The following is a 20,671-nucleotide window of genomic DNA, read 5'->3' on the forward strand; positions in this document are numbered from 1 at the left end:
CCCGGGCTCCTTACCGCTGGCCGGTGCAGGGCGCCGGCGTTGGCTCAGGAGGAGTGCGGGGTGTCCGGCGGGGTGATCCGATGGACCGCGTTCGCCGCGGCCTCGTGCCCGAGCCGGCCGTGCTGGAGGTCGTGCTCCTTGGGATGGCGGTGTTTGCCGCTGCCGTCCGGCCACTGCTTACCCTCGGCTGCGGTGGGCGGGGCCGGGCGTTTCGATTCCGGCCCCGGCGCCTCGTCTATGGATTCCGCCAGATGAGTGGCAACCTCAGGATCGATCTCGTCTCCGAATTTGTGTTCCGCCATTGCTCTTCCTTCCGCTGTCGAATTACGTCATCGAAATAAGCTGTGAAACGAAGTGTCCAACCATCGTAGGTCGGCCGGCGTGCAATGTCTGTAGGGCTACCAGCGGACCTTCTTCTCCGCCGGGCCCTGCTTGCCGCTGACATGCGTGGGCTTGTGGCTGTGGCCGACGCTCTGTGAGGCGGCGCCGCCCCGGGACTTGCTCTCGAGCATCTCCCGCTGGGCGTCCGTGAGGCGCGACTTGATGCCTTTCCCCTGCTTGGCCTGGGACGTGCCGTCCGGCTCGGCCCCGCTGCTGTCGCTCTTCTTGGTCTCTTTGCCAGTCATGGACTGTTCTCCTTGGGTGGCTCGTGGTCAGCACTGCGCTGATGTCAACCCTAAGCGCATTCCGGATCCCTTGGGTACCCCCTTTTTGCGGTGCCACGGGGCCGCGCGGCGGGTGTACCGGGCCTGCCCCCATGGCGCGATTTTCCCCGGATTTCCGGCCGCCGGCGGTCCTGCGGCGAAAAAGTTTCCGCAGCCCCCGGTGCGGACCGGGGTTTCCCTGCAATGGCGCGGTGAAACCGCGGAAAATAAATACGCCAACTAGACCCGATCAGGGCCGAAATACCGGATCATACGGCACCAAACTCGGAAACACCATAGAAATCGCGTAAAATTGAAGGTCTGCCCAGAGCGGGGCAGCTACAAGTCGCAAGCAAATGACCTCCTTAGGAGCGGCCTAAATGCCCACAGACCGAAGCACGACCGACTCTTCAGCAGGCGTTATGAACGCCAGCGGAAGCTACCCAGTGGCACCCACCGGTGCGAAGAAACCAAAGCTACGGACGCGCCGTCGACTCAAAGAGTCCGACGTCAACGTCGTCAACAAGCCGATGCTTAAAAAGGCCCTTGGCGGCACCATCGTGGGTAACACCATGGAATGGTACGACGTCGGCGTGTTCGGCTACCTGATCACCACCATGGGACCGGTGTTCCTGCCCGAGGCGGACAAGTCGGTGCAGACCCTGTTCCTGCTGGGCACGTTCGCCGCCACCTTCATTGCCCGCCCGCTGGGCGGAGTCATCTTCGGCTGGCTCGGCGACAAGATCGGCCGCCAGAAGGTCCTCGCCTGGACCCTGATGCTGATGGCTGCGAGCACGTTCGCCGTCGGCCTGCTGCCCGGCTACGCCCAGATCGGCATGTGGGCTGCGGCCTTGCTGGTGCTGCTCAAGGTCGTCCAAGGCTTCTCCACCGGCGGCGAGTACGCCGGTGCCACGACGTTCGTGAGCGAATATTCCCCGGACAAGCGCCGCGGCTTCTTCGCCAGCTTCCTGGATATGGGCAGCTACCTCGGCTTCGCGGCCGGCGCAGCCCTCGTCTCTGTACTGCAGCTGACCTTGGGCCAGGGCGCCATGGAGGAGTGGGGCTGGCGGATCCCGTTCCTCATTGCCGGCCCGCTGGGCCTGATCGCGGTCTACTTTCGAAACAAGATCGAGGAGTCCCCGCAGTTCCAGGCCACCCTGGACGCCCAGGAGGCAAACGCGAAGGACGCCACGTCCGCCGACGTCACCGCCTCCAAGGGACCCGTGGGCATCGTCAAGGCCTACTGGCGTTCACTCATTGTCGCCATGATCCTGGTGGCTGCCGCGAACACCGCAGGCTATGCCCTGACGTCCTACATGCCGACGTACCTCACCGAGGCCAAGGGCTACGATCCCGTGCACGGTACCCTGTTGACCATCCCCGTGCTGGTCATCATGAGCCTGTGCATCCCGCTGACCGGCAAGCTGTCCGACAGGATCGGCCGCCGCCCCGTGCTGTGGATCGGCGCACTGAGCACCGTGGTCATGGCCGCCCCGGCATTTATGCTGATCGGCGTCGGAGAAATTTGGTCCACCCTCATGGGCCTGGGCATGATCGCCTTCCCGGTGACCTTCTACGTGGCCAACCTGGCGTCGGCCCTGCCTGCACAGTTCCCGACGGCGAGCCGTTACGGCGCCATGGGTATCGCGTACAACTTTTCCGTGGCCATCTTCGGCGGCACCACACCCTTCTTCGTTGCCGCCCTCATCGGCGCCACCGGCGATGACATGATGCCGGCCTACTACCTGATGGCCACCTCGGCGATCGGTGCCGTTGCGATCTTCTTCCTCAAGGAATCGGCCAACCGCCCGCTGCCGGGCTCCATGCCCAGCGTGGGCACCCAGGCCGAGGCCAGGGAACTCGTCGCGAACCAGGACGAGAACCCGCTGATCGACCTGGTGGAGATGGACATGCCGTTCACCACGACGCCGGCAGATTCAGTTGCCGGTCCGACGGCGGACCGGGACACCGAAAAGGTTCCTGCCGGAGCCTGAGCTTGCCCTCTGGCAGCCCGGCCGGGTTCATCCTGAGCCCAGCCGGCTAATCCGGATTCTGTAGCGAAGTCCCGCCCATTGAGGCCTGCCTTGCGTGATTACCCATTTGGGGGAAGCACTCAGGGCAGGCCTCAGGCGTGTCCGGCGGAACTCCTCACCTTGTACCGCCCGCCCGCCGCAGGGCTCCAGCCACCGGCGCGACAGCGACCCTGGGCCGCTAATTGGCGCGTCGGGGCGGCCCGGCCACGAGCCTGTCCGGCAGCATGCGCGCGGCCGCGGTCAGCACCTTGTAGCGTTTGGTCGGGATGGAGACAGCCCTGCCCTTTTCGTTGTCTGCTAGGCCTTCACGCACCACGCGCTCGGCCTGCAGCCACATCCAGCGCGGGGCCACGGTCTTGTCCATGCCCATCCGGTCATGGAACTCGGTGTGGGTGAAACCGGGGCAGACCGCCGTCACCTTCACTCCCTGTTGGGCGTAGGCGAGGTTGGCCCAGCGGGAAAAGCTGACAAGCCACGCCTTCGCCGCGGAATAACTTCCCCGTGGAAGGAAGGCCGCCACACTTGCAACGTTGATGATCCTGCCGGAACGCCGGCTGAGCATGCCCTGCAGGGCGGCGTGCGTCAACTCCATGGCCGTCTCGACGTGCAGCTTGAGGTGCCGGGCTTCCTCCGCGATGTCGTTCTCCTCGAAGGAGCGCAGCAGGCCCATCCCGGCGTTGTTGACCAGAATGTCCACCGGACGGGCCGGATCCGTAAGCCGGGCGACGACGGCCGCCACCCCGGCGTCGTCGGCGAGGTCGGCGGGGAGTGCCTCGGCGCGCACGCTGTACTGTTTCTCCAGTTCCTGTGCCCTGGCCTGCAGCCGGCCGGCATCGCGGGCCACGAGGACCACGTGGTGGCCCTGCTCGGCGAGCTGGCGGGCGAATTCCGCACCGATTCCGGCGGTTGCTCCGGTGATCAGCGCCGTGGTGTCGGCGGGCGTCGCGGCTGATTCAGTCATGGCGCCAGCCTATCCCCGCTCCCCCCGTGTCAGGCCAGGCCCGCGGCCAGTTCACCTTCCGCGGGATCGGCCGCACCGCCCAGGTGGCGGTTCTGCAGCTCTTCGGTGGCGAGCTCATACCAGGTGTGGGCGCCGAAGGACGGGCTGCTGGTGTCGAGGTGCCGGTACAGGGCATCGGCCAGCTGGCCCAGGGCCGCGTCGGACAGCGCCCGGACGGTGGCGGCAGGGTCAAGGGTTCCTTCGAAGCATTCGGCGAGCTCCGGGCCGTTGATGGCGTGGAGCTCGGCGGGAATCGGGTTGCAGGCCTCGTCCAGCCCGGCGAGGACTTCACCCTCCGAGCCCACGTGCAGCAGGCAGATCGGCAGGTCCTCGGGTTCCGCCAGCGTGACGCGGAAGGGCTGCTTTTCGGCAGCAGTCACGGCCCGGCCCACGCCGCCGAGCCCCGCCGACACGCTGGCGTCCGCGAGGGACCTCAGCTGCAGGAGGATTTCCGGGTCCAGATGGGACGAGCCGTGAAGGTCAACGAGAACACCGGTCCCCGCGCCGAGACGTCCGGCCCGCCGCATGATGTGCAGCAGGGAGGGAAAGTGTGATTGGGTAAGGCAGCCGGTGACTTCGAGGCTCACGAGTCCGGCATCGGCATCCACGCGGACAAGCACACGCAGTTTATGGTTCATGGGGTTCTCCAAAGGGACACGTCCAAGAGCCAGCTGCATAACTCTGCTAAAACTTTACGAGGTTGGAGCCCCGGCCACAAGCGGTACCGCTGGCCGGCCCGCTGCCTGTCCGGGTTTCAGGCTCCGGCCGGGGGCCGCTCCGGCCAGTCGATGTACTGGGTGTAGGAGTCGTGCCGGCGCAGGTAACGGTACATAAACGGGCAGTTCGGGATAATCCTCTTACCGGACGCCACCACGTCGTCGAGCGCGAAGTGGGCCAGCACCTTGGCGAGTCCCTGGCCCTGGAATTGCTCCGCCGTATCGGTGTGGATGAAGTCGATATGACCGGGCTCGTCGATGAAGCGGATCTGGACGGCCAGCTTCTCGCCGACGTGGAGCTCGTAGCGGTGCAGCTCATCATTCCGGGTGGTGGATACGTTCGGGCTGAACGTGTCTTCAGTGGCTGCCGAGTTCTCCGTCATGGTTCGACATTGGCACTTAAAGGCGGGCGTGGCAATGGCGGGCCGGATCCGCCACGGCCCGCATCTGCCACGAACCGGGCCGGGATCCGCCCCAGCAGCAGGACGGCGAGCGCGAAGCAGGCAGCGCCCCCGCCGAGCAGTCCCAGCGTGAGTCCGTTCAGTGCGGCGTCGGCTACCGGAACATAGACGACGGCGGCGGCCATCAGCACGGCGGCCGCCGGGCGGGCCCGGGCGGTGGCGGGCGCCGTCGGGCGTTCTTCGAGCCGGCCGAAGAGCACCAGCACGGGCAGCAGCAGGACGATCAACGCCAGCAGCACGAGCGGACGCCCCCACCACCAGGCGGCCGATCCCTCCGCAGGCTGCGGAAAGTCGGTCAGCAGCAGGAGCCCGGACATCGCGGCGAGCAGGGGCAAATGCCAAAGGTAGACGGTCATCGACCGCCGTCCGGCGACGCCAATAAACCACCGCACCCGCCGCCGGGACGCGAGTCTTGACAGCACGGGCCGGAGGAGCTGCAGGGCAGCGGCCTGTGAAACCCCCAGCAGCAGCAGGGCCAGGTTGGGCGGGTTGAGGTTCACCAGCATGTTCCCGGAGTACAGTCCCAGCCACACGAGCAGGCCCAGGACGAGATTGCTGCCCAGGATGATGGCCACCAGCGCGGGGCGCCCGGCTGCCAGCGGTCCGCCGTCGGCGAGGAAGAAGCCGAGCTGCTGCACGGCGCACCACAGGAAGACCATGTTCAGGTACGCCAGCGCCGGCATCGTCCCGCGCAGGCAATCCACCGCCACCACCAGCGAGGTAAGGCCAGCCAGGGTCAGCCAGGGTGCCCGGGCGTGCAAGCGTGCCAGCAGCGGAAGATTAAGCTGCGCCGCGAGATAGGCGGCCAGGAACCACAGCGGCATGCCGGCCCCGGACACCAGCAGCTGGACGACCTGGTGGTCCACCCCGCCCAACCGCGCCGCCCAGAGACCGGTGAACATCATCGCGAGCAGGACGGCGGCAGGGCGGAGGAGCCGCAGCATCCGCGCCTGCATGAAGTCGAATGTATTGCCGCCCCGGGCGCGCAGCCGGCGCCAGGACTGCAGCCCGGTCATGCCCCCGGCGAGGAAAAATAGCGGCATGACCTGCAGGACCCAGACCACCGGCTCGAACCACCGCTCGTTGCCGAGCGTGTTGTTGGAGGTCACGGTGCCGTCCGGGTGCAGCACCGGACTGACCATCATGGTGTGCGCCACCACCACGAGCGCAAGGCAGAAGAATCTGGCGAGATCAATCACCAGGTCGCGGTCCGGCCTCGGGGTTGGGCCGCCCCCTGCATGCTGCCGCGGAACCATGGTGCCCCCTCGGGACCCCGCCGACGCACCCGCCTGGGCTGTTGGGCGTCAACGCTGCTGTGTTTGCCCCCATTGTCGGCCCTTGTCCGGGCCGGCGGCCAGTGCCGTCGGTCCCGATCGAGGCCCCAAGCATGGACCTGCAACTGCACGGGGGAGGCCAGGATCATCGTCAGATCCTGGCCTCCCCGTTGTCTGGGCTGTCGGCGATCAGCGCGAGAGCATCGCCAGCGCCGTAGCCGCGAAAGTCCCGGCCACGGCGTCCCAGTCGGCCAGCAGCCCCTGGAGGTTCTCGCCGTCGGTCCGGTGCGCCGCAGTGCGTGCCTCGAGGGTCCCAAGAACGCCGGTACGCAGCTCGGTGTTGAAGTTGACCTTGCCCACGTTCATGGCGGCCGCCTTCACGAGCTCGGAGGCAGGGATTCCGGAGGCCCCATGCAGCACCAGGGGAACGCGGGTCCGCACTGCAATGTCCTGCAGCACGTCCCAGCGCAGCTCGGGCTCGCCCTTGTATTTGCCGTGGACGTTGCCCACGGCCACGGCAAGCAGCTGGGCGCCGGTCCGTGCCACGAAGTCTTCCACCTGGGCGGAGTCGGTGAGACCGGCCGTGCCGGCCGTAGGGGCGCTGCCTGCGGCATCGGATCCAAAAGCCCTGTCCTCCTCGCCTGCCAGGCCGCCGAGTTCGGCCTCGATCACGATTCCCGGGCCGGCGCCGTCCGCTGCCAGTCCGTCCAGGACGGCTCGTGCCGCGCGGACCAGGGCGATGTTGTCCTCGTAGTCCAGCGACGATCCGTCCACCAGGACGGAGTCTGCCCCGGCGGCAACGGCGTCGGCAATCACGCGGAGGTCCGAGGCGTGGTCGAGCTGCACGGCGACCGGAACCCCGGCGCCGTCGGCCAGCCCGCGCAGTGCCGCGACCAGCCGGAGGCCGTTTGGCGTGGCCGCCGTGCTGGGTGAGACGAGCAGGACTGCGCCGCGGCCGGCCTCCTCCGCCGCCCCCACCACGGCGAGCGCGGTGGTGAAGTCGTAGCAGGTGAAGGCCGGGACGGCCGATCCCTGCTGGAGGGCTGAAACCACCAACTGGTCGAGACGGACACGCATCAGGCGCTCAGGCCTCCCACCAGGGTCCAGGCGAGGAGCGTCAGCGCGAAGCCGGCCACCCCGAGGATGGTGGTGAGGACCGTCCAGGTGCGCAGCCCGTCGGCAACCGACAGGCCCAGGTACCGGGTCACGATCCAGAAACCGGAGTCATTGATATGGCTGAGGCCGAACGCGCCGAAGCCGATGGCCACCAGGATCAGTGCCGTCTGCACCGGCGAGTACCCGCTGTCGGCAACGGAGGTCGCCAGCAGGCCCGCGGTGGTGATGATGGCCACGGTGGCCGAACCCTGGGAGGCGCGGAGCACCGCGGCCAGGACGAACGCCATCAGGATCAGGGGCAGTCCCACGCTCTGCAGTCCGTCGGCGAGTGCCTTGCCGATACCCGAGACGGTGAGGACTTTTCCGAAGACACCGCCGGCGCCGGTCACCAGGATCACGATGGCGGTCGGGGCGAGGGCGGAGTCCATGACCTCGCCGGTGTGCTGCGAGGACCAGCCGCGGCGGATCCCGAGGAAGTAGTAGGCCAGGCCGAGAGCGGTCAGGAGGGCCATCAGGGGTGAGCCCACGAAGGCTGCAATGTCGGCCGCCGGGCTGCCCTTGGGCAGCACCACGGCGCCGACGGTTCCCACCATGATCATCAGGATCGGCAGCACAATCAGGGTGATGATCATTGCCGGGCTGGGAGCGGTCTTGGCTGTGGTCTTGAGAGCAACGCCGCCGCCCGGGGCCGCGTCCTGCTCGACCTCTGATTTGCCGGTGCCGAAGAGGCGGAACTGTTCCGCGGTGCCGGGCAGCATCACGTAGTCGCGGCGGTTGAGCCGCTTGGCAACGAAGTAGCCGAGCACACCGACGGGGATGCAGATCAGGAGCCCGATAATGGTGGTCCAGCCGATGTCCGCCTTGAGGATCCCGGCACCGCCGACAACGCCCGGGTGCGGCGGGACAACCACGTGGATGGCCAGCATGATCGCGCCGACCGGCAGTCCGATCTTGACCGGGTTGACCCCGGCGGCCTTGGAGAAGCCGTAGATGATGGGGATCAGGATGATGAATCCGACGTCGAAGAAGACGGGGATGGCCAGCAGGAAGGCCGCGGACGTCAGGGCGGCGATGACGCGGCGGGGTCCGAGCAGCTGGGTGAACTTTCCTGCCAGCGACTGGGCGCCGCCGGAAACCTCAATCATCTTTCCGAGCATGGCGCCGAGGCCGACGAGGATGGCGACGGAGCCCAGGGTGCCGCCCATGCCTTCGGTGACGGTCTTGACGATGTCCGGCAGCGGGATGCCTGCCACCAGGGCCACCGCGACGCTGACAACCAGCAGCGCCAGGAAGGCCGGGATCTTGAATTTGATGACGGCTACGAGCAGCAGCGCGACGCCTGCTGCGGCGATGGCCAGGAGAGCGAGAGCGCTCATCGGGTGTCTCCTTTGACGGACCGGTCCCGGGGAGGGCCGGGGGGTTGGTATGACGACGGCGGAGGGGGGACCGCCGTCGTCGGGCTTGGGGAATCTGCAGGCGCTGAGCGGAACTAGGCGGTGCGCCTGGTGGGCGCGACGACCTTGATGACGGCGGAATCGTCGGCGGCGGCGAGGCCCTGGGCCTGGCCGAGGAGGTAGAGCTGCTCAGCGGCGGCGGCCACCGGCGCCGCGAGGCCGGCGGCACGGGTGGCCTTGCCGACGATGCCCATGTCCTTGACGAAGATGTCCAGTCGGCTGAGGACCTCCGCGCCGTTTTCCGTGTAGGCCTCAAGGATGCGGGGTCCGCGGTTGGACAGCATAAAGGACCCGGCGGCGCCCGCTTCCAGGGCAGCGAGGGTCTTGGCCCGGTCCAGGCCGAGGGCGTCCGCCAGGGCCATGGCCTCCGCTGCCGCGGCGATGTGGATCCCGCAGAGCAGCTGGTTGACGGTCTTGAGGGCCTGTCCGTCGCCGGGCTTGTCCCCCACGACGGTCAGGGTGGAGGCCAGCAGTTCCAGGACCGGGCGGGCCGCTTCCAGCGCCTGCGGTTCGGCGCCGACGACGATCAGCAGGTCTCCTTCGCCGGCGCGCTTCGGACCGCCGGAGAGCGGGGCGTCAACGAGGGCGACGCCGAATTCCGCGAGCCGGGCGACGGTGGCGGGAATGGCTTCGGTGCCCACGGTGCTGCCGAGGATCACGACGGCGCCCGGCTTCAGCACGGAGGCGACGCCGTCCCCGCCGAAGAGGACGTCATCGAGCTGCTCGCCGTTGCGCACGGCCAGCAGCAGTGCGTCGGCGCCCTCGGCCGCTTCACGGGCGGAGCCGAACGTGTGAACGCCGGCGGCCTCGGCGAGCGCGAGGCGGGGCTCGGCGATGTCGAAGCCGTGGACGGTCAGCTGGGTTGCCAGCCGGGCCGCCATGGGCAGTCCCATGGCCCCCAGACCGAGGACGGTGACTTTGTAGTTCATGGTTTTCTCCATTGAAATAAGGGCGTGGGGATCAGAACGTGTTGCTGAGTTTGCGGGTGACCTGGGCCAGGGACTCGTCATCGCCCACGTTGCCGGCGAAGACGATGTACGGAATGCCCTTCGCGGGCCCGTCCACCGGTTCCCACAGGCTGACGATTCCCGGCAGCATGGGGCCCCGGACGATCGCGTGGCGGATTTCCAGGCCGTGGGCTGCCACGTCCGAGGAGGTAATGCCTCCCTTGGCGATGACAAAGCGCGGCGGGAACGTCTTCAGGGTCCGGTTTACCACCGCGACGACGGCGGCGGACACGGTGCGGGCAATCCGCAGGCTCTCGGCGGCGTCGTCGGTCTTGATGAGCAGCCGGCTGGTGTGCAGGATGACGTCGGCGCTGTGCAGGGACTCCACAACGTCCCGGACGATCACGTCCAGGTAGTTCTCCGCGTCTCCCCCCAGCAGCTTTTCGACGTCGATTTCCACGATGCTCGCGGCGCTGTGCTGTTCGACGAGGGCCTTGAGCTGGCGGGTCGTGACACCGACGTGCGAGCCCACGACGATGAGGCCGCCGGCATCGGAGGGGGTGTTGCCGGCGTAGGCCTCCGCGCCGCTGAGCTCCGTGCGGATTTCCTGGCCGATGCGGCCCCGGACGAACGGCGGGCCCACCCGGTAGAGCAGCTTCTTGCCGCGGCGTTCGGCTTCCTCGAGGCCCAGCGCGAGGGCTCGGAAGTCGTTTTCGGTCACGATGTCAGCCACGATCGGGGTGGAGTCCGTGGCGGAGTCGATGGCGTCCGCGATGGCTTTCGCCGAGACCTGAGGGTCGCCGTCCGGGCCCGCGGCGCGGATGACGTCCAGGGTCAGCACGATCACCGAATCTGCCCGGAAGCGGCCCCGGGATTTCTCTTCGACGTACTTGGCCAGTTCGGAGTTCGCAAAGCCGAAGCTCGCGTCGCGGGCGAATTCGGTGTCAGCTACCGGGGTGAGCTTGCCGGCGCTGTCGCCGGTACCGCGCATGTAGTGCACGCCGCCGATCGTCACGCGTCCGGCGTCGGGGAACGCCGGGACGATCACGACGCCGTCCGTCGGTTCGCCGCTGACGGCGGCGACGGTTGCCGCAATGGTGTCCGGTTCCAGCGGGTAGTGGCCGCGGAGGGTGGAGTCGCTGCGGCTCACGAACCCCAGCCGCAGGCTGTGACCGGCACTGCTGGAACCGGAACCGCCGGTTTCGAGGGCGGCGGCCGCGAGGGCGTTCCGGACCACCTCTTCGTTCCGGGCGGCTGCCTCGGCGGGGTCCAGGCTCCGCGTGTTGGTCAGGACATAGACGGCGTCCTGGCGGCGGCCGTTGATGCGGTGGTTGAAGGCCCAGGTGAAGTCGGCGACGTCCCAGCGGGTGAGAACCGGCAGGTCCGCGACGGACTGCGTGCCCGTCGGGTCGTCGTCCAGGACCACCAGGATCCGGGGGGACGGCACGGACGAGGCCGCGAGGGTGTCGGCGACGGTCCGGGCGGGGATCCGCACCTCCGCCGGGAAGGCGGCCAGCACTTCTGCTTCGACAAGCTCTGTTTCAAAAGGCACTTGCACTCCATTGTGGGAACTCTGCTTGCGAGATTTGTAAGATGTCTGACATCTAACATTTGCCTGCTAGTGTGGCATACAGCACAAAGACGCGCAAGTAGACTGGTCCATCAGGCAGGTCGGAGACAGCGCAGGGGGAAAATTGGCTAGGAAATCGCTGGTCGGCGTCGTGGCCGACGAACTGCTGGACCGCATCATTGCCGGCGAATTCCCGCCCGGATCATCCGTCCCCGGCGAGCTGGAACTGAGCGCCCGCCATGAGGTGAGCCGCATGACGGTCCGCGAGGCGATGAAGACCCTGGAAGCCCAGCAGATCCTCAGCGTCGAGCGCGGCCGCGGGACCTTCGTGAACCCGTTGAGCCGCTGGGCCTCCCTGGAGGCCGTCCTCCGGGCAGCCTCAGAAGGGAAGAATGACGCGGCGGCCGCGGTTCAGCTGATCGAGCTGCGCCGGATGCTGGAGTCGGGCGCCTGCGAGCTCGCCGCGGGCCGGATCAGCGACGCAGATGTCAAGGCCCTTTACGCGGAGCTGGAATCGATGCGCGAGGCGCACGAGCAGCACGATGTCGCCGCGTTCGTGGCGGCGGACCTCGCCTTCCACGACCTCATCCTGCGCGCCTCGGAGAATGTTTTTGTGGCCGTCCTGTTCGCGCCGCTGCACCGGGTGCTGGAAAGGCGGCGGACCCAGACCTCCAAGGTGCGCGAGATCCAGGCGCACGCGATCAGCCATCACCAAAAGATAGCGGACGCGCTGGCCACTCGGGATCCGCACCAGGCCCGGGACGCCATGGACGCGCACATGCAGCAGACGCTGGATGACCTCAAGACCTACGTCCTGGCGGACCGCCCGGCCTGAGTATCCGGCCGACGTACAGTGCAGGAGGCAGACCGAACGCGCGGCCGCGCGCGGGGGCGGGACTCAGGCGAGCGAGAGAAAGAGCTTCTCGAGTTCGGCCCGGTCCAGGCTGGGGTCCTCCTGCTGCATGCACTGCTGCAGGCCGGTGGCAATGATCGAGAATCCGGCCTTGTCCAGCGCGCTGGAAACCGCGGCCAGCTGGGTGACAACGCTCTTGCAGTCACGGCCCTCCTCGATCATTCGCGTGACGGCGGCAAGCTGCCCCTGGGCACGGCGAAGTCGATTGATGACGGGCTTCATGTCGGTGGGATCGAGTTCCATTTGTTCCTCCGGGATCAACAGGGCTACTTTTCCATGATATACCCCCCTGCGTATCAGGGATGCCCGGCAGGGTATGATCTCCCTCGCTCTGCTAGGGACCTAAGTACCTAGTGAAGCCTGCAGTTTCGGCGTATTTCTGGGAGTGTGAACGCCGCCGGTTTCCTGGATTCCGGCGCCGGCCAGGCCGGCGCCGGGGGCACCGCCCCGCGGCGGGGCCCGGACCGGACCTTGGGCCAGGCCGCCGGGTCCTGGAATGCGGGGCTGTGGGGCCGCTACGTCGCGATGGGCGACTCGTTTACCTCGGGGCTCGGTGACCCGGAACCGCTGAGTCCAGGCGGCATGCGGGGCTGGGCGGACCGGATCGCCGAGGAGCTCAGCGAGGGAAGGCCTGATTTTCGGTACGCGAACCTCGCCGTCAGCGGCCTCCTCATGCGCGAGATCCTGGACCGGCAGCTCGGTCCGGCGATTGCGCTGAAGCCGGACCTGGTCACGCTCTCGGCGGGAGGCAACGACCTGGTCTTCCACCGGAGCGATCCCGACCGGCTCGCGGCCACCCTCGACGCCGCGGTGGGCACGCTCAGTGCCACCGGCGCCACCATCGTCCTCTTCACCGGCCCCGACTGGCGCGACACCCCGCTGCTGGGACACAACCGCGGGAGGGTCGCCGTCTTCAACGAGAACATCCGGACCATCGCCATGCGCCATCACGGGGTGATCGCTGATCTCTGGGCCCTGCGGCAGCTCTCTGACCCGCGGATGTGGGACCCGGACCGCCTGCACTTCTCGCCGATGGGGCACCACACCATCGCGGCGATGGTGCTTGAATCCCTGAGCGTCCCGCACAATCTGAGTCCGCTGGAGCCCAAGCCCATGCCGGCCGGAAGCTGGCGCGAAAGCAAGGCCGGAGACCTCGCCTGGTTCACCAACTACCTGCTTCCCTGGATGGTCAAGCAGGTCCGGAAGCGTGCTGACGCCCCGCCGCTGACGCCCAAGCGTCCCGAGCCGGGGCCGGTCTCCGGGTTTTGACGCACGGCCGCTGGCCCCTAGTCCCTCTGCGGTCTGTCGGCTAATCTGCAGGAACGGCCCACCGCCGGGTATCGATGGCGATCACGAGGAGCGAAGTTGTCTAATCACACTTACAGCATTTCTGAAATTGTCGGAACGTCGAACGAGGGCGTTGACGCCGCCGTCCGCAACGGCATCGCCGAGGCGGCCAAGACCTTGCGGAACCTCGACTGGTTTGAGGTCAAGGAAATCCGCGGACACCTCGAAAACGGTGCGATCGCCGACTGGCAGGTAACCATCAAGCTCGGGTTCCGGCTGGAGCGCTAAGCCGGCGCTGGAGTCGGGCTTCAACTTCTTCGACACCGCGAACGTCTACGGCGGCCCCGGCCACCGGGGCCGAACCGGAGCGCTGGTGCTCGACGGCGGCACGCTCCGGCGGCTGTGCGGCCACTCCCCGCGGCACCGGAGGATTATGCGCGGTGATGGTCCGCGGCGGGAATGAGCCCGCGCGGAGGGCTCCGGACGGCCCAGAAAGGGGCATCCCGCGGAATGCTTCCCGGCCCCGGAGTGGCACTTTAATGCTAAGCATGATTAGTATTAGGGCAGAAGGATGAAGCGCACTCGGCAACCCGGGTGTCTCCTCAACAAAGAAGAAGGAACGACAAAAAATGGGTTTTATCGCATTTCTGATTCTGGGCCTTATCGCCGGTGCAATCGCTAAAGCAATCCTCCCCGGCCGGCAGGGCGGTGGCATTTTCATCACGCTGCTGCTCGGCGTCGTCGGCGCCCTCCTGGGCGGCTGGATTGGCGGACTGCTGTTCGGCACCGGCATCAACGAGTTCTTCTCGCTGTCGACCTGGCTTCTGGCCATCGGCGGTGCGATCATCGTCCTGCTCGTTTACGGCATGATCACCAAGCGCTCGGCCCGCTAAAGCTGACGCGGCCGAAACCGGTCCCGGGATTTTTCCCGGGGCCGGTTTTTTGGCACACGCACTCACGACGTTTTAACAACCACCATATTTTGAACACCACCGAGGAGCAGGAGTACAGCATGAAAGGCAAAGTTCTTTTTGGAGCCGGAATCGCCGCAGGCTACGTTCTTGGATCACGGTCCGGGCGGGCAGCCTACGAGAAACTCAAGGCCCGCGCGGCAGCCCTCTGGGAAAGCCAGCCGGTCCAGGACAAGGTGACCGCGGCAACCGAAGCAGTGAAAGAAAAGGCCCCCGAGGTTTCTGAACAGCTCGGCGAGGCGGCCCGGCGCGCCGGGACCGTCATCGGCTCAGCCGTCCGCCGTGACAACTCCCCCACCGGGACACCGGACGTCGGGACGTCGAACGACGGCGCGGCCGCTGGCGGCATCCCAGCGCACAGCACGCATCCGGAGACCGTGAACCTTGGGACCACTTCCGCGGGCGCCGCGGGCGCTGCTGCCGATGTCGAGTCCGACCCGGCACTGAACGACCAGCATGGGCAGGACTGGTCCGACGAAGGCGGCGCCACTCCGGCCGGAGCCGCGACCCACGTCGATTCCAGCAAGGTCTCCTAACTACACCGGGTCCGCCGGCCGGACAGTTGTGCCCGGCGCGGCTGTTCCGATCACCACCGTTCCGATCACCACCGTGGCGTCCAGCTCCCCGGAGCTTGACACCCGCGCCGTGAGTCCGTTGCGGATGAGCAGCTCGACCGTCCGCGACGCCTGGTGCCGGCTGGTCTCGATCAGCAGGTGGCCGCCCGGCGCCAGCCATTGCGGCGCCGCGGCGGCCACCCGGCGCTGGACCTGCAGCCCGTCTGTGCCGCCGTCGAGGGAAACCCGCGGCTCGTGCAGGCGGGCTTCCGGCGGCAGGGTGCCGATTTCCGCGGAGGGAACATACGGGGCGTTGACCGCAAGGATGTCGACGCGCCCGCGCAGCCGCGCCGGGAGTGGCTCGTAAAGGTCACCTCCGTGGACGGCGCCGCCGAGCGGAACGATGTTACGGACCGCGCAGCGCACCGCGGCGGGGTCGATGTCTGCGGCGTGGAGCTCCAGGGGACCGGCCAGGGCGGCCAGCGCGGTACCGACCGCCCCCGAGCCGCAGCACAAATCGACGACGACGGGCACGCGCCCCGGGCCGCCGGTGCCGGCCAGGAGCCGCGCAGCCTGCTGGACCAGGAACCCGGTGCGGCGGCGGGGCACAAAGACACCCGCGTCCACTTCGACCCGCAGTCCGCAGAACTCCGCCCAGCCCAGGATGTGCTCAAGCGGCAGTCCGGAAACCCGCCGCTCCACAAGGGCGTCCAGCTGTGCAGGTGTCACGGCGGCGGAGGCAAGTAGCCGGGCCTCCTCCTCGGCGAAGACGCAGCCGGCCGCCCGCAGCCGCGTGATGACCGAGGGCCGGGGCGCGGGCAGGGGCACAGGACAAGCTCTCATGCGCCCCCCGTACGTTGATGGTGCCGGAATCCCATGCTATCGAGATGGCAGGATGGCACCATGGCCACCGCACGAACCGCCGACGACTCTTCCCTTCAAGTGCCGCCGGGTGCCGTCCCCGCGCATGAGCTGCTCTGGACCGGCTGCTACACCGCGGACGGCGGTGGCCGCGGGTCCGGAATCGGGGCGCTGCGGGCCGGCAGTGACGGATCGCTGCGCTGGCTCGGGGTCGCCGCGGCGGCGGACTCGCCCTCGTTCCTCGCCGTGCACCCCACCCGTGACGTCGTCTATGCCGTGGGCGAGGCGGCCCGGACCGTCACGGCGTACCGCCGGTCCGGCGACTTCGGTCTGGAAGCCGCCGGCCGCCACTGGCCGGCCGGAGACGCCGCCTGCCATGTCGCCGTCGACCCGCAGGGCCGCTTCCTCATGGTGGCCTGTTGGGGTGACGGCCAGGTGCTGCTGTACGAACTGGACGACGACGGCAGGATCTCGGCACGGTTCGCGGCGGCCGCGTCGACGCTGGCCGGGCGTCCCAGCCGCGCCCACGCCAGCCTGATGCTCGACGATGGCAGGGTGATGACCACCGACCTCGGGCACGATCTCCTGCGGGTCTGGAACTACGTGCCCGGCCATGGGCTGCGGCTGGACCATGAACTGGCCCTCCCCCGGGACAGCGGCCCCCGGCACCTGGCCCAGCATCGCGGCGGCAGCGTGTTGGTGGTGACCGAGTACTCGGTTGAGGTCGCCGTGGTGCAGCGGTCCGCCGGGTCCGGGGCATTCAGCCTGGCCGACGTGGTCCCGGCGACCGCGGCGGGTGCCCGGCCCGGGGATTCCGCGGCGGAGATTGCCCTCGCCGCGGACGGGAGGCACGCCTATGTCGGTGTGCGCGGCTCCAACCGGATCGGTGTGCTGGCGGTGGACGCTGGCGGCAGCACCGTCCGGCCCGTCGCCGACATTCCCAGCGGCGGTGACTGGCCGCGGCATCACCTGGTCCGGAACGGCTGGCTGCACGTGGCGCACGAACGCTCCGGGGACGTGGTGACGTACCGGCTGGATCCGGGAAGCGGGCTCCCCGGCGAAGCCGTGGGCAGGCTGGACCTGGCTTCGCCCACGGCGCTGGTCCCGGCGCGGGACATGCCCGCTCCCCGCGCCGAACACTGGGCATAACGGCGCCATGTCCAGCAATGCCCGCACCCGGAGGGCATGTCCCCCGGGTAATGTCAGGGTCCCGGCGCCGCCCATTCCAGCAGGCGGTCCAGCGGCCAGCTGGTGATGATCCGCTCCGCCGGTATGCCGTTGTGTTCCGCACGCTCGGCACCGTACTGCAGGAAGTCGAGCTGCCCCGGGGCGTGGGCATCGCTGTTGATGCTGAACAGGCAGCCGGCGTCGAGGGCGACCTCGATGAGGGCGCCCGGGGGGTCCTGGCGTTCGGGCCGGGCGTTGATTTCGACGGCGACGTTGTGCTCCGCGCAGGCGGCGAAGACCTCGCGGGCGTCGAACTCCGACGCCGGACGTGTTCCCCGGCCGCCCTGGATAAGCCGGCCGGTGCAGTGGCCCAGCACGTTCATGTGCGGGTCCGCAATGGCACCGAGCATCCGCCGGGTCATGGTGCGCTTGTCGGCGCGAAGCTTCGAGTGCACGCTCGCGACCACGATATCGAGCCGTTCCAGCATCTCGGGGTTCTGGTCCAGGCTGCCGTCCTCGAGGATGTCGGCCTCGATGCCCCGCAGGAGGCGGAAACCGCCGTCGTTGCGGTCATTGATTTCCGCGACGATGCCGAGCTGCTCGGCCAGCCGCTCGGCACTCAGCCCGTTGGCGATCCTGAGGTTGGGCGAATGATCGGTCAGCGCGAGGTACTCGCGGCCCAGCAGCCTCGCGGCTCCAACCATTGCCTCGATCGGAGACCCGCCGTCGGACCAGTCACTGTGGCTGTGCAGGTCTCCGCGCAGCACGGCAAGCAGCTCATGCCCGCCCGGCACCAGCGGCCGGGCTCCCCGGCTTCGCAGTCCACCCAGGTACTCCGGCACGCCGCCGTCGAGCGCCTCGCTGATGACCTGGAACGTGCGGTCGCCGATCCCCTTGGTCCTCCTGAGCCGGCCGTCCCCGGCCCGGGCCGCCAGTTCCTCAGGCCCGAGGCCGGCAATGATTCCGGCGGCTTTCCGGAACGCCTGGACCTTGAACGTCGGAGCGAGCTCGCGTTCGAGCCAGAAGGCAATCTCGTTGAGGGCGTCGACGGCATCCATGGCACCATCTTGCACCCCCGCCGCCGCCCGGGGACCCCTACGCCGCAGCGATGTCGTGCCTTTCTGGGCAGCGGGGGCCATTCGCTGGCCGGTCGGCGGAGCCGGCCCTGGCGGTCCGGCCGCAGATCTCAGTGCGTGCGGGTCAGCTTCGCTGCGCGTTCTAGGGCCGCCGCGGCTGCGGGCCGCATCCGGGTCCGGCTGAGGGAACTGAAGAGGGGGTGCCGGCGGGGCGGTCCGCCAGGGCCGCCGCGGCGGGCGGGGTCAACGGCTGAGCGTGGACAGGGTGCTGGGCGTGCGCACGATTCCGTCCAGCTGGAAGCCGCAAGCGCAGCGCCAGAGCGGCGGCAGTTCCGCTGCGGCATCGGCGGGCGCGAAGGAGTATAGGGACATGGTGGCCGACATAGGCGACTTCCATTCCATTGGCGTCCCGCAGTGGACCGGCGCGGCCAGGGACTGCACGGGGGCCGCGGAGGCGGGGGCCAGTTCGGCCACGGCGCCACCGGAAAAACTCATATCAGACATAGTTAGTAAGCATACATATAACTAGACAGGCTAGCTAGTTATATCTGGTTGTTCACCTTCTTGATCAGGGGCCTGAGCGATGGCTTCACTCATCCGCCGCAGGAAGCTGACCACGATCCTTGCCTCCTCGGCGCTCAGGCCCTCGGCGACAGCCATCATGCTACGGTGCATGTCCCCCAAGGTGGCCCGCACCTCGGCATCCGTGGCCACCGTAGGAACGATCACCAGGGAGCGCCGGTCCGTGGGGTGGGGCTCGCGTCGGACGTGGCCGCTGCCCACGAGGCGGTCGATCAACGAGGTGGTGGAGGCCGTGGTGATGCCCAGGCTGCGACTGAGGTCCTTGGGCCCGACCTGCTCGCCACGGGCCTGGGCCCGCAGCAGGTACCTCAGCGCCAGCAGGTCCGTCTCGCCCATCCCCATGGAATCCCGCGTGGAGCGCCGCCGGGCGAGCTCCACGTTGCGGTATTCACGCAGCGCCTGGAGCACCGCGCCGGGCGGGTCGAGCCTGTCGTCGGGTCCATACCAGTACCCGGAACCGGGGGGGCTGTGCGCGTTCATCCGGTAATCCTAGCCGAACTGATAACTAGGCCAACGTGGTTTCTGGCGTCCCTGCCTCACGCTACGGATGTCGTTGACGATGCCGGGATGCGGTGCGTCTAAACAGCAGGTAGGTGATCCATAGCAGCGCCGGGGACGCGACGGTCACCCCGAGCAGGGGCAGCCACTCGTTCGGCCGCGGGCCAGCGCACCTGCAGGCCAGCCAGGCTCCGATGACCCAGTGCAAGCCTGACACCGCGGTCCCGGAGTTCCGCGAGCCAGGTGTCGATGCCCGGATCCTGGTGGGAGCTGAACGGGATGCTGGCGATCTGGCCTCGATGCCACCCTCGGGCAGGACGAAGCTCGAGCGGTGACGAGCGCGGCAAACCATGTCCCGCACCGCAGGGCCGGACCCTTCCCAGGAGAAATGGGCTTTAAACAGGAGCAGGCCAGAGGCAAAATGCCTCTGGCCTGCTCCGCGGGTGGGCCCTGTGGGGATCGAACCCACGACCCACGGATTAAAAGTCCGATGCTCTACCAACTGAGCTAAAGGCCCCAGCCGAAGCCCCGGAACACCGGATAAATCCGGTGTTCAAGGGCCGATCAGCCCAGTCCATTTCTGGACGTTAATACTGTACCCCAGACCGGGGCGGGTTCTAGCACCGGGCGGGGACACCGGCGTCGCGCGCCGGGGCGGGAGCCCTCCGCCGGCCCTCCGCCAGCCGTGCGCCGCTGCGGCGCTGCCGGTCCGCACGCTCGATTCCCCGACAGCACAGGAGTAGCGTGGTGGCATGAGCGAGCAAGCAGGATCCAGCGCCCCCGGACCGCACCGGCACCACAAGCCGAAGCCCTTCGCCCCCATTGACTTCGAACCCTTCGCGGGCGGGGCCGATCCCGCCCGCATCTCCGAGGCCGCCCATCTCGCTGCCCAGGCCCTCGTGCGACGCGGACGTGACAGCGACGACCCCGTGGTGACCAAACGGCTCGTGAAGCTCGCCGATGAGCAGGGCCTGGAAGCCATCGCCGAGATGTGGGCCGAAAGCCCGGCACGCTCCCTGCCCGGCGCCCTCTGGCGCCTGTACGCCATCCGCGCCGCCACCATCCAGGACCCCGAGCGGATCTCCGTCTACTTCAAGGCCGGCAAGGACACCGCGCAGGTCTCCCACGTGGTCGCCGGCGCCGCCGAGCCGCCCGGGGCGGACGAGATGAGGGCGATGGCGGACGCCATCCTGTCCGGAGCGTTCGACGGCGAGTTCGACGTCGCGCTGGAACGTTCCGCCGCGTTCTGCCGCGTGGTGGCATTGGGCCAGGCCACCCTCGCCGACGGCGCCGAGCACAGCAACGAGACCCACGCGAGCAAGCTCACGCGCAATTCGCACCTCCTGGTCAAGACCGCAGAGGACCTCGAGCACGCCGCCAACGCCTGGCGCCTGGGCGAGCTGGACTGAGTCCCCCGCGCGCCTCCGACCCCCGGCAGGCACGCCGCCCGCGGACTGTCAATGTTGACTTGTCCCCGGTCACGTAGAAAACTAAAGGCGGTGCCGAACCGCGAAACCCCCGGGCTTCAACATCTAGCCGCCTAGAGC

General features: G+C 68.3%; 24 protein-coding genes and 1 tRNA gene. 9 read left to right on the plus strand and 16 right to left on the minus strand.

The window, feature by feature from the left end:
- Nucleotides 1–44 precede the first annotated feature (44 nt).
- Together ACZYZ3_RS07765 and ACZYZ3_RS07770 are read right to left on the minus strand one after the other, a co-directional pair.
- Nucleotides 45–302, minus strand: coding sequence for a hypothetical protein (locus tag ACZYZ3_RS07765; protein ID WP_463963251.1), 258 nt, complete (start codon nt 300–302; stop codon nt 45–47).
- Nucleotides 303–398: 96 nt separating this feature from the next.
- On the minus strand, nt 399–626 hold the full coding sequence (locus ACZYZ3_RS07770) for a hypothetical protein (protein ID WP_463963252.1): 228 nt from the start codon (nt 624–626) through the stop codon (nt 399–401).
- A gap of 398 nt (nt 627–1,024) precedes the next feature.
- On the opposite strand from ACZYZ3_RS07770, the gene ACZYZ3_RS07775 reads away from it, so the two are divergent.
- Nucleotides 1,025–2,638, plus strand: coding sequence for an MFS transporter (locus ACZYZ3_RS07775; RefSeq protein ID WP_463963253.1), 1,614 nt, complete (start codon nt 1,025–1,027; stop codon nt 2,636–2,638).
- Nucleotides 2,639–2,855: 217 nt separating this feature from the next.
- Here the strand turns inward: ACZYZ3_RS07775 and ACZYZ3_RS07780 are convergent, their stop codons facing one another.
- The 8 genes from ACZYZ3_RS07780 to ACZYZ3_RS07815 all read right to left on the minus strand — a co-directional run bounded on the left by ACZYZ3_RS07780 (nt 2,856) and on the right by ACZYZ3_RS07815 (nt 11,197).
- Nucleotides 2,856–3,638: an SDR family NAD(P)-dependent oxidoreductase gene (locus ACZYZ3_RS07780; RefSeq protein WP_463963254.1), complete on the minus strand. Its 783-nt coding sequence runs from the start codon at nt 3,636–3,638 to the stop codon at nt 2,856–2,858.
- Nucleotides 3,639–3,667: 29 nt separating this feature from the next.
- Complete coding sequence (locus ACZYZ3_RS07785) at nt 3,668–4,315, minus strand: hypothetical protein (RefSeq protein WP_463963255.1); 648 nt, start codon at nt 4,313–4,315, stop codon at nt 3,668–3,670.
- 116 nt (nt 4,316–4,431) lie between these two features.
- On the minus strand, nt 4,432–4,776 hold the full coding sequence (locus ACZYZ3_RS07790; RefSeq protein WP_463963256.1) for a GNAT family N-acetyltransferase: 345 nt from the start codon (nt 4,774–4,776) through the stop codon (nt 4,432–4,434).
- Entirely contained in the window at nt 4,773–6,110 is a 1,338-nt protein-coding gene (locus tag ACZYZ3_RS07795; protein WP_463963257.1) for an acyltransferase family protein, read from the minus strand. Before ACZYZ3_RS07795 ends, ACZYZ3_RS07790 begins: the two co-directional genes overlap by 4 nt.
- Before the next feature lie 207 nt (nt 6,111–6,317).
- Nucleotides 6,318–7,205, minus strand: coding sequence for a class II fructose-bisphosphate aldolase (locus tag ACZYZ3_RS07800; protein WP_463963258.1), 888 nt, complete (start codon nt 7,203–7,205; stop codon nt 6,318–6,320).
- Nucleotides 7,205–8,620: a GntP family transporter gene (locus ACZYZ3_RS07805; protein ID WP_463963259.1), complete on the minus strand. Its 1,416-nt coding sequence runs from the start codon at nt 8,618–8,620 to the stop codon at nt 7,205–7,207. The genes ACZYZ3_RS07800 and ACZYZ3_RS07805 overlap by 1 nt, the downstream gene beginning before the upstream one ends.
- Before the next feature lie 113 nt (nt 8,621–8,733).
- The gene (locus ACZYZ3_RS07810; RefSeq protein ID WP_463963260.1) at nt 8,734–9,639 is read right to left on the minus strand and encodes an NAD(P)-dependent oxidoreductase; all 906 of its coding nucleotides are present in this window, start codon (nt 9,637–9,639) and stop codon (nt 8,734–8,736) included.
- 19 nt (nt 9,640–9,658) lie between these two features.
- On the minus strand, nt 9,659–11,197 hold the full coding sequence (locus tag ACZYZ3_RS07815) for a four-carbon acid sugar kinase family protein (RefSeq protein ID WP_463963261.1): 1,539 nt from the start codon (nt 11,195–11,197) through the stop codon (nt 9,659–9,661).
- Nucleotides 11,198–11,339: 142 nt separating this feature from the next.
- Between ACZYZ3_RS07815 and ACZYZ3_RS07820 the strand changes: the two genes are divergently transcribed.
- Complete coding sequence (locus tag ACZYZ3_RS07820; RefSeq protein WP_463963262.1) at nt 11,340–12,050, plus strand: FadR/GntR family transcriptional regulator; 711 nt, start codon at nt 11,340–11,342, stop codon at nt 12,048–12,050.
- Nucleotides 12,051–12,113: 63 nt separating this feature from the next.
- Here ACZYZ3_RS07820 and ACZYZ3_RS07825 read toward each other — a convergent pair whose 3' ends face one another.
- The gene (locus ACZYZ3_RS07825; protein ID WP_018774886.1) at nt 12,114–12,371 is read right to left on the minus strand and encodes a metal-sensitive transcriptional regulator; all 258 of its coding nucleotides are present in this window, start codon (nt 12,369–12,371) and stop codon (nt 12,114–12,116) included.
- Between the two features lie 282 nt (nt 12,372–12,653).
- Between ACZYZ3_RS07825 and ACZYZ3_RS07830 the strand changes: the two genes are divergently transcribed.
- The 4 genes from ACZYZ3_RS07830 to ACZYZ3_RS07845 all read left to right on the plus strand — a co-directional run bounded on the left by ACZYZ3_RS07830 (nt 12,654) and on the right by ACZYZ3_RS07845 (nt 14,922).
- On the plus strand, nt 12,654–13,397 hold the full coding sequence (locus ACZYZ3_RS07830) for an SGNH/GDSL hydrolase family protein (RefSeq protein ID WP_463963417.1): 744 nt from the start codon (nt 12,654–12,656) through the stop codon (nt 13,395–13,397).
- 96 nt (nt 13,398–13,493) lie between these two features.
- Nucleotides 13,494–13,703, plus strand: a complete 210-nt coding sequence (locus ACZYZ3_RS07835) for a dodecin (RefSeq protein WP_144672133.1) — start codon at nt 13,494–13,496, stop codon at nt 13,701–13,703.
- 341 nt (nt 13,704–14,044) lie between these two features.
- On the plus strand, nt 14,045–14,308 hold the full coding sequence (locus tag ACZYZ3_RS07840) for a GlsB/YeaQ/YmgE family stress response membrane protein (protein WP_463963263.1): 264 nt from the start codon (nt 14,045–14,047) through the stop codon (nt 14,306–14,308).
- A 119-nt stretch (nt 14,309–14,427) separates the two neighbouring features.
- On the plus strand, nt 14,428–14,922 hold the full coding sequence (locus tag ACZYZ3_RS07845) for a hypothetical protein (RefSeq protein ID WP_463963264.1): 495 nt from the start codon (nt 14,428–14,430) through the stop codon (nt 14,920–14,922).
- Here ACZYZ3_RS07845 and ACZYZ3_RS07850 read toward each other — a convergent pair whose 3' ends face one another.
- Entirely contained in the window at nt 14,923–15,783 is an 861-nt protein-coding gene (locus ACZYZ3_RS07850; RefSeq protein ID WP_463963265.1) for a putative protein N(5)-glutamine methyltransferase, read from the minus strand.
- A 60-nt stretch (nt 15,784–15,843) separates the two neighbouring features.
- Between ACZYZ3_RS07850 and ACZYZ3_RS07855 the strand changes: the two genes are divergently transcribed.
- Nucleotides 15,844–16,950, plus strand: a complete 1,107-nt coding sequence (locus ACZYZ3_RS07855; protein ID WP_463963266.1) for a lactonase family protein — start codon at nt 15,844–15,846, stop codon at nt 16,948–16,950.
- Between the two features lie 53 nt (nt 16,951–17,003).
- Here the strand turns inward: ACZYZ3_RS07855 and ACZYZ3_RS07860 are convergent, their stop codons facing one another.
- The 3 genes from ACZYZ3_RS07860 to ACZYZ3_RS07870 form a co-directional block, all read right to left on the minus strand.
- Nucleotides 17,004–18,026 carry a PHP domain-containing protein gene (locus ACZYZ3_RS07860; RefSeq protein WP_463963267.1) on the minus strand — a complete coding sequence of 341 codons (1,023 nt, stop codon included), beginning with the start codon at nt 18,024–18,026 and terminating at the stop codon, nt 17,004–17,006.
- A gap of 261 nt (nt 18,027–18,287) precedes the next feature.
- Nucleotides 18,288–18,539 (minus strand): hypothetical protein, encoded by a 252-nt coding sequence (locus ACZYZ3_RS07865; RefSeq protein WP_463963268.1) that lies wholly within the window; start codon nt 18,537–18,539, stop codon nt 18,288–18,290.
- Between the two features lie 39 nt (nt 18,540–18,578).
- Nucleotides 18,579–19,106 carry a MarR family winged helix-turn-helix transcriptional regulator gene (locus ACZYZ3_RS07870; protein WP_463963269.1) on the minus strand — a complete coding sequence of 176 codons (528 nt, stop codon included), beginning with the start codon at nt 19,104–19,106 and terminating at the stop codon, nt 18,579–18,581.
- A 113-nt stretch (nt 19,107–19,219) separates the two neighbouring features.
- On the opposite strand from ACZYZ3_RS07870, the gene ACZYZ3_RS07875 reads away from it, so the two are divergent.
- Nucleotides 19,220–19,459: a hypothetical protein gene (locus ACZYZ3_RS07875; RefSeq protein WP_463963270.1), complete on the plus strand. Its 240-nt coding sequence runs from the start codon at nt 19,220–19,222 to the stop codon at nt 19,457–19,459.
- A gap of 109 nt (nt 19,460–19,568) precedes the next feature.
- Here ACZYZ3_RS07875 and ACZYZ3_RS07880 read toward each other — a convergent pair.
- Nucleotides 19,569–19,641, minus strand: a tRNA-Lys gene (locus tag ACZYZ3_RS07880).
- Nucleotides 19,642–19,876: 235 nt separating this feature from the next.
- Between ACZYZ3_RS07880 and ACZYZ3_RS07885 the strand changes: the two genes are divergently transcribed.
- Complete coding sequence (locus tag ACZYZ3_RS07885; protein ID WP_463963271.1) at nt 19,877–20,533, plus strand: hypothetical protein; 657 nt, start codon at nt 19,877–19,879, stop codon at nt 20,531–20,533.
- The last annotated feature ends 138 nt before the right edge of the window (nt 20,534–20,671 follow it).

It is taken from the genome of Pseudarthrobacter linnaei, from assembly GCF_055412825.1.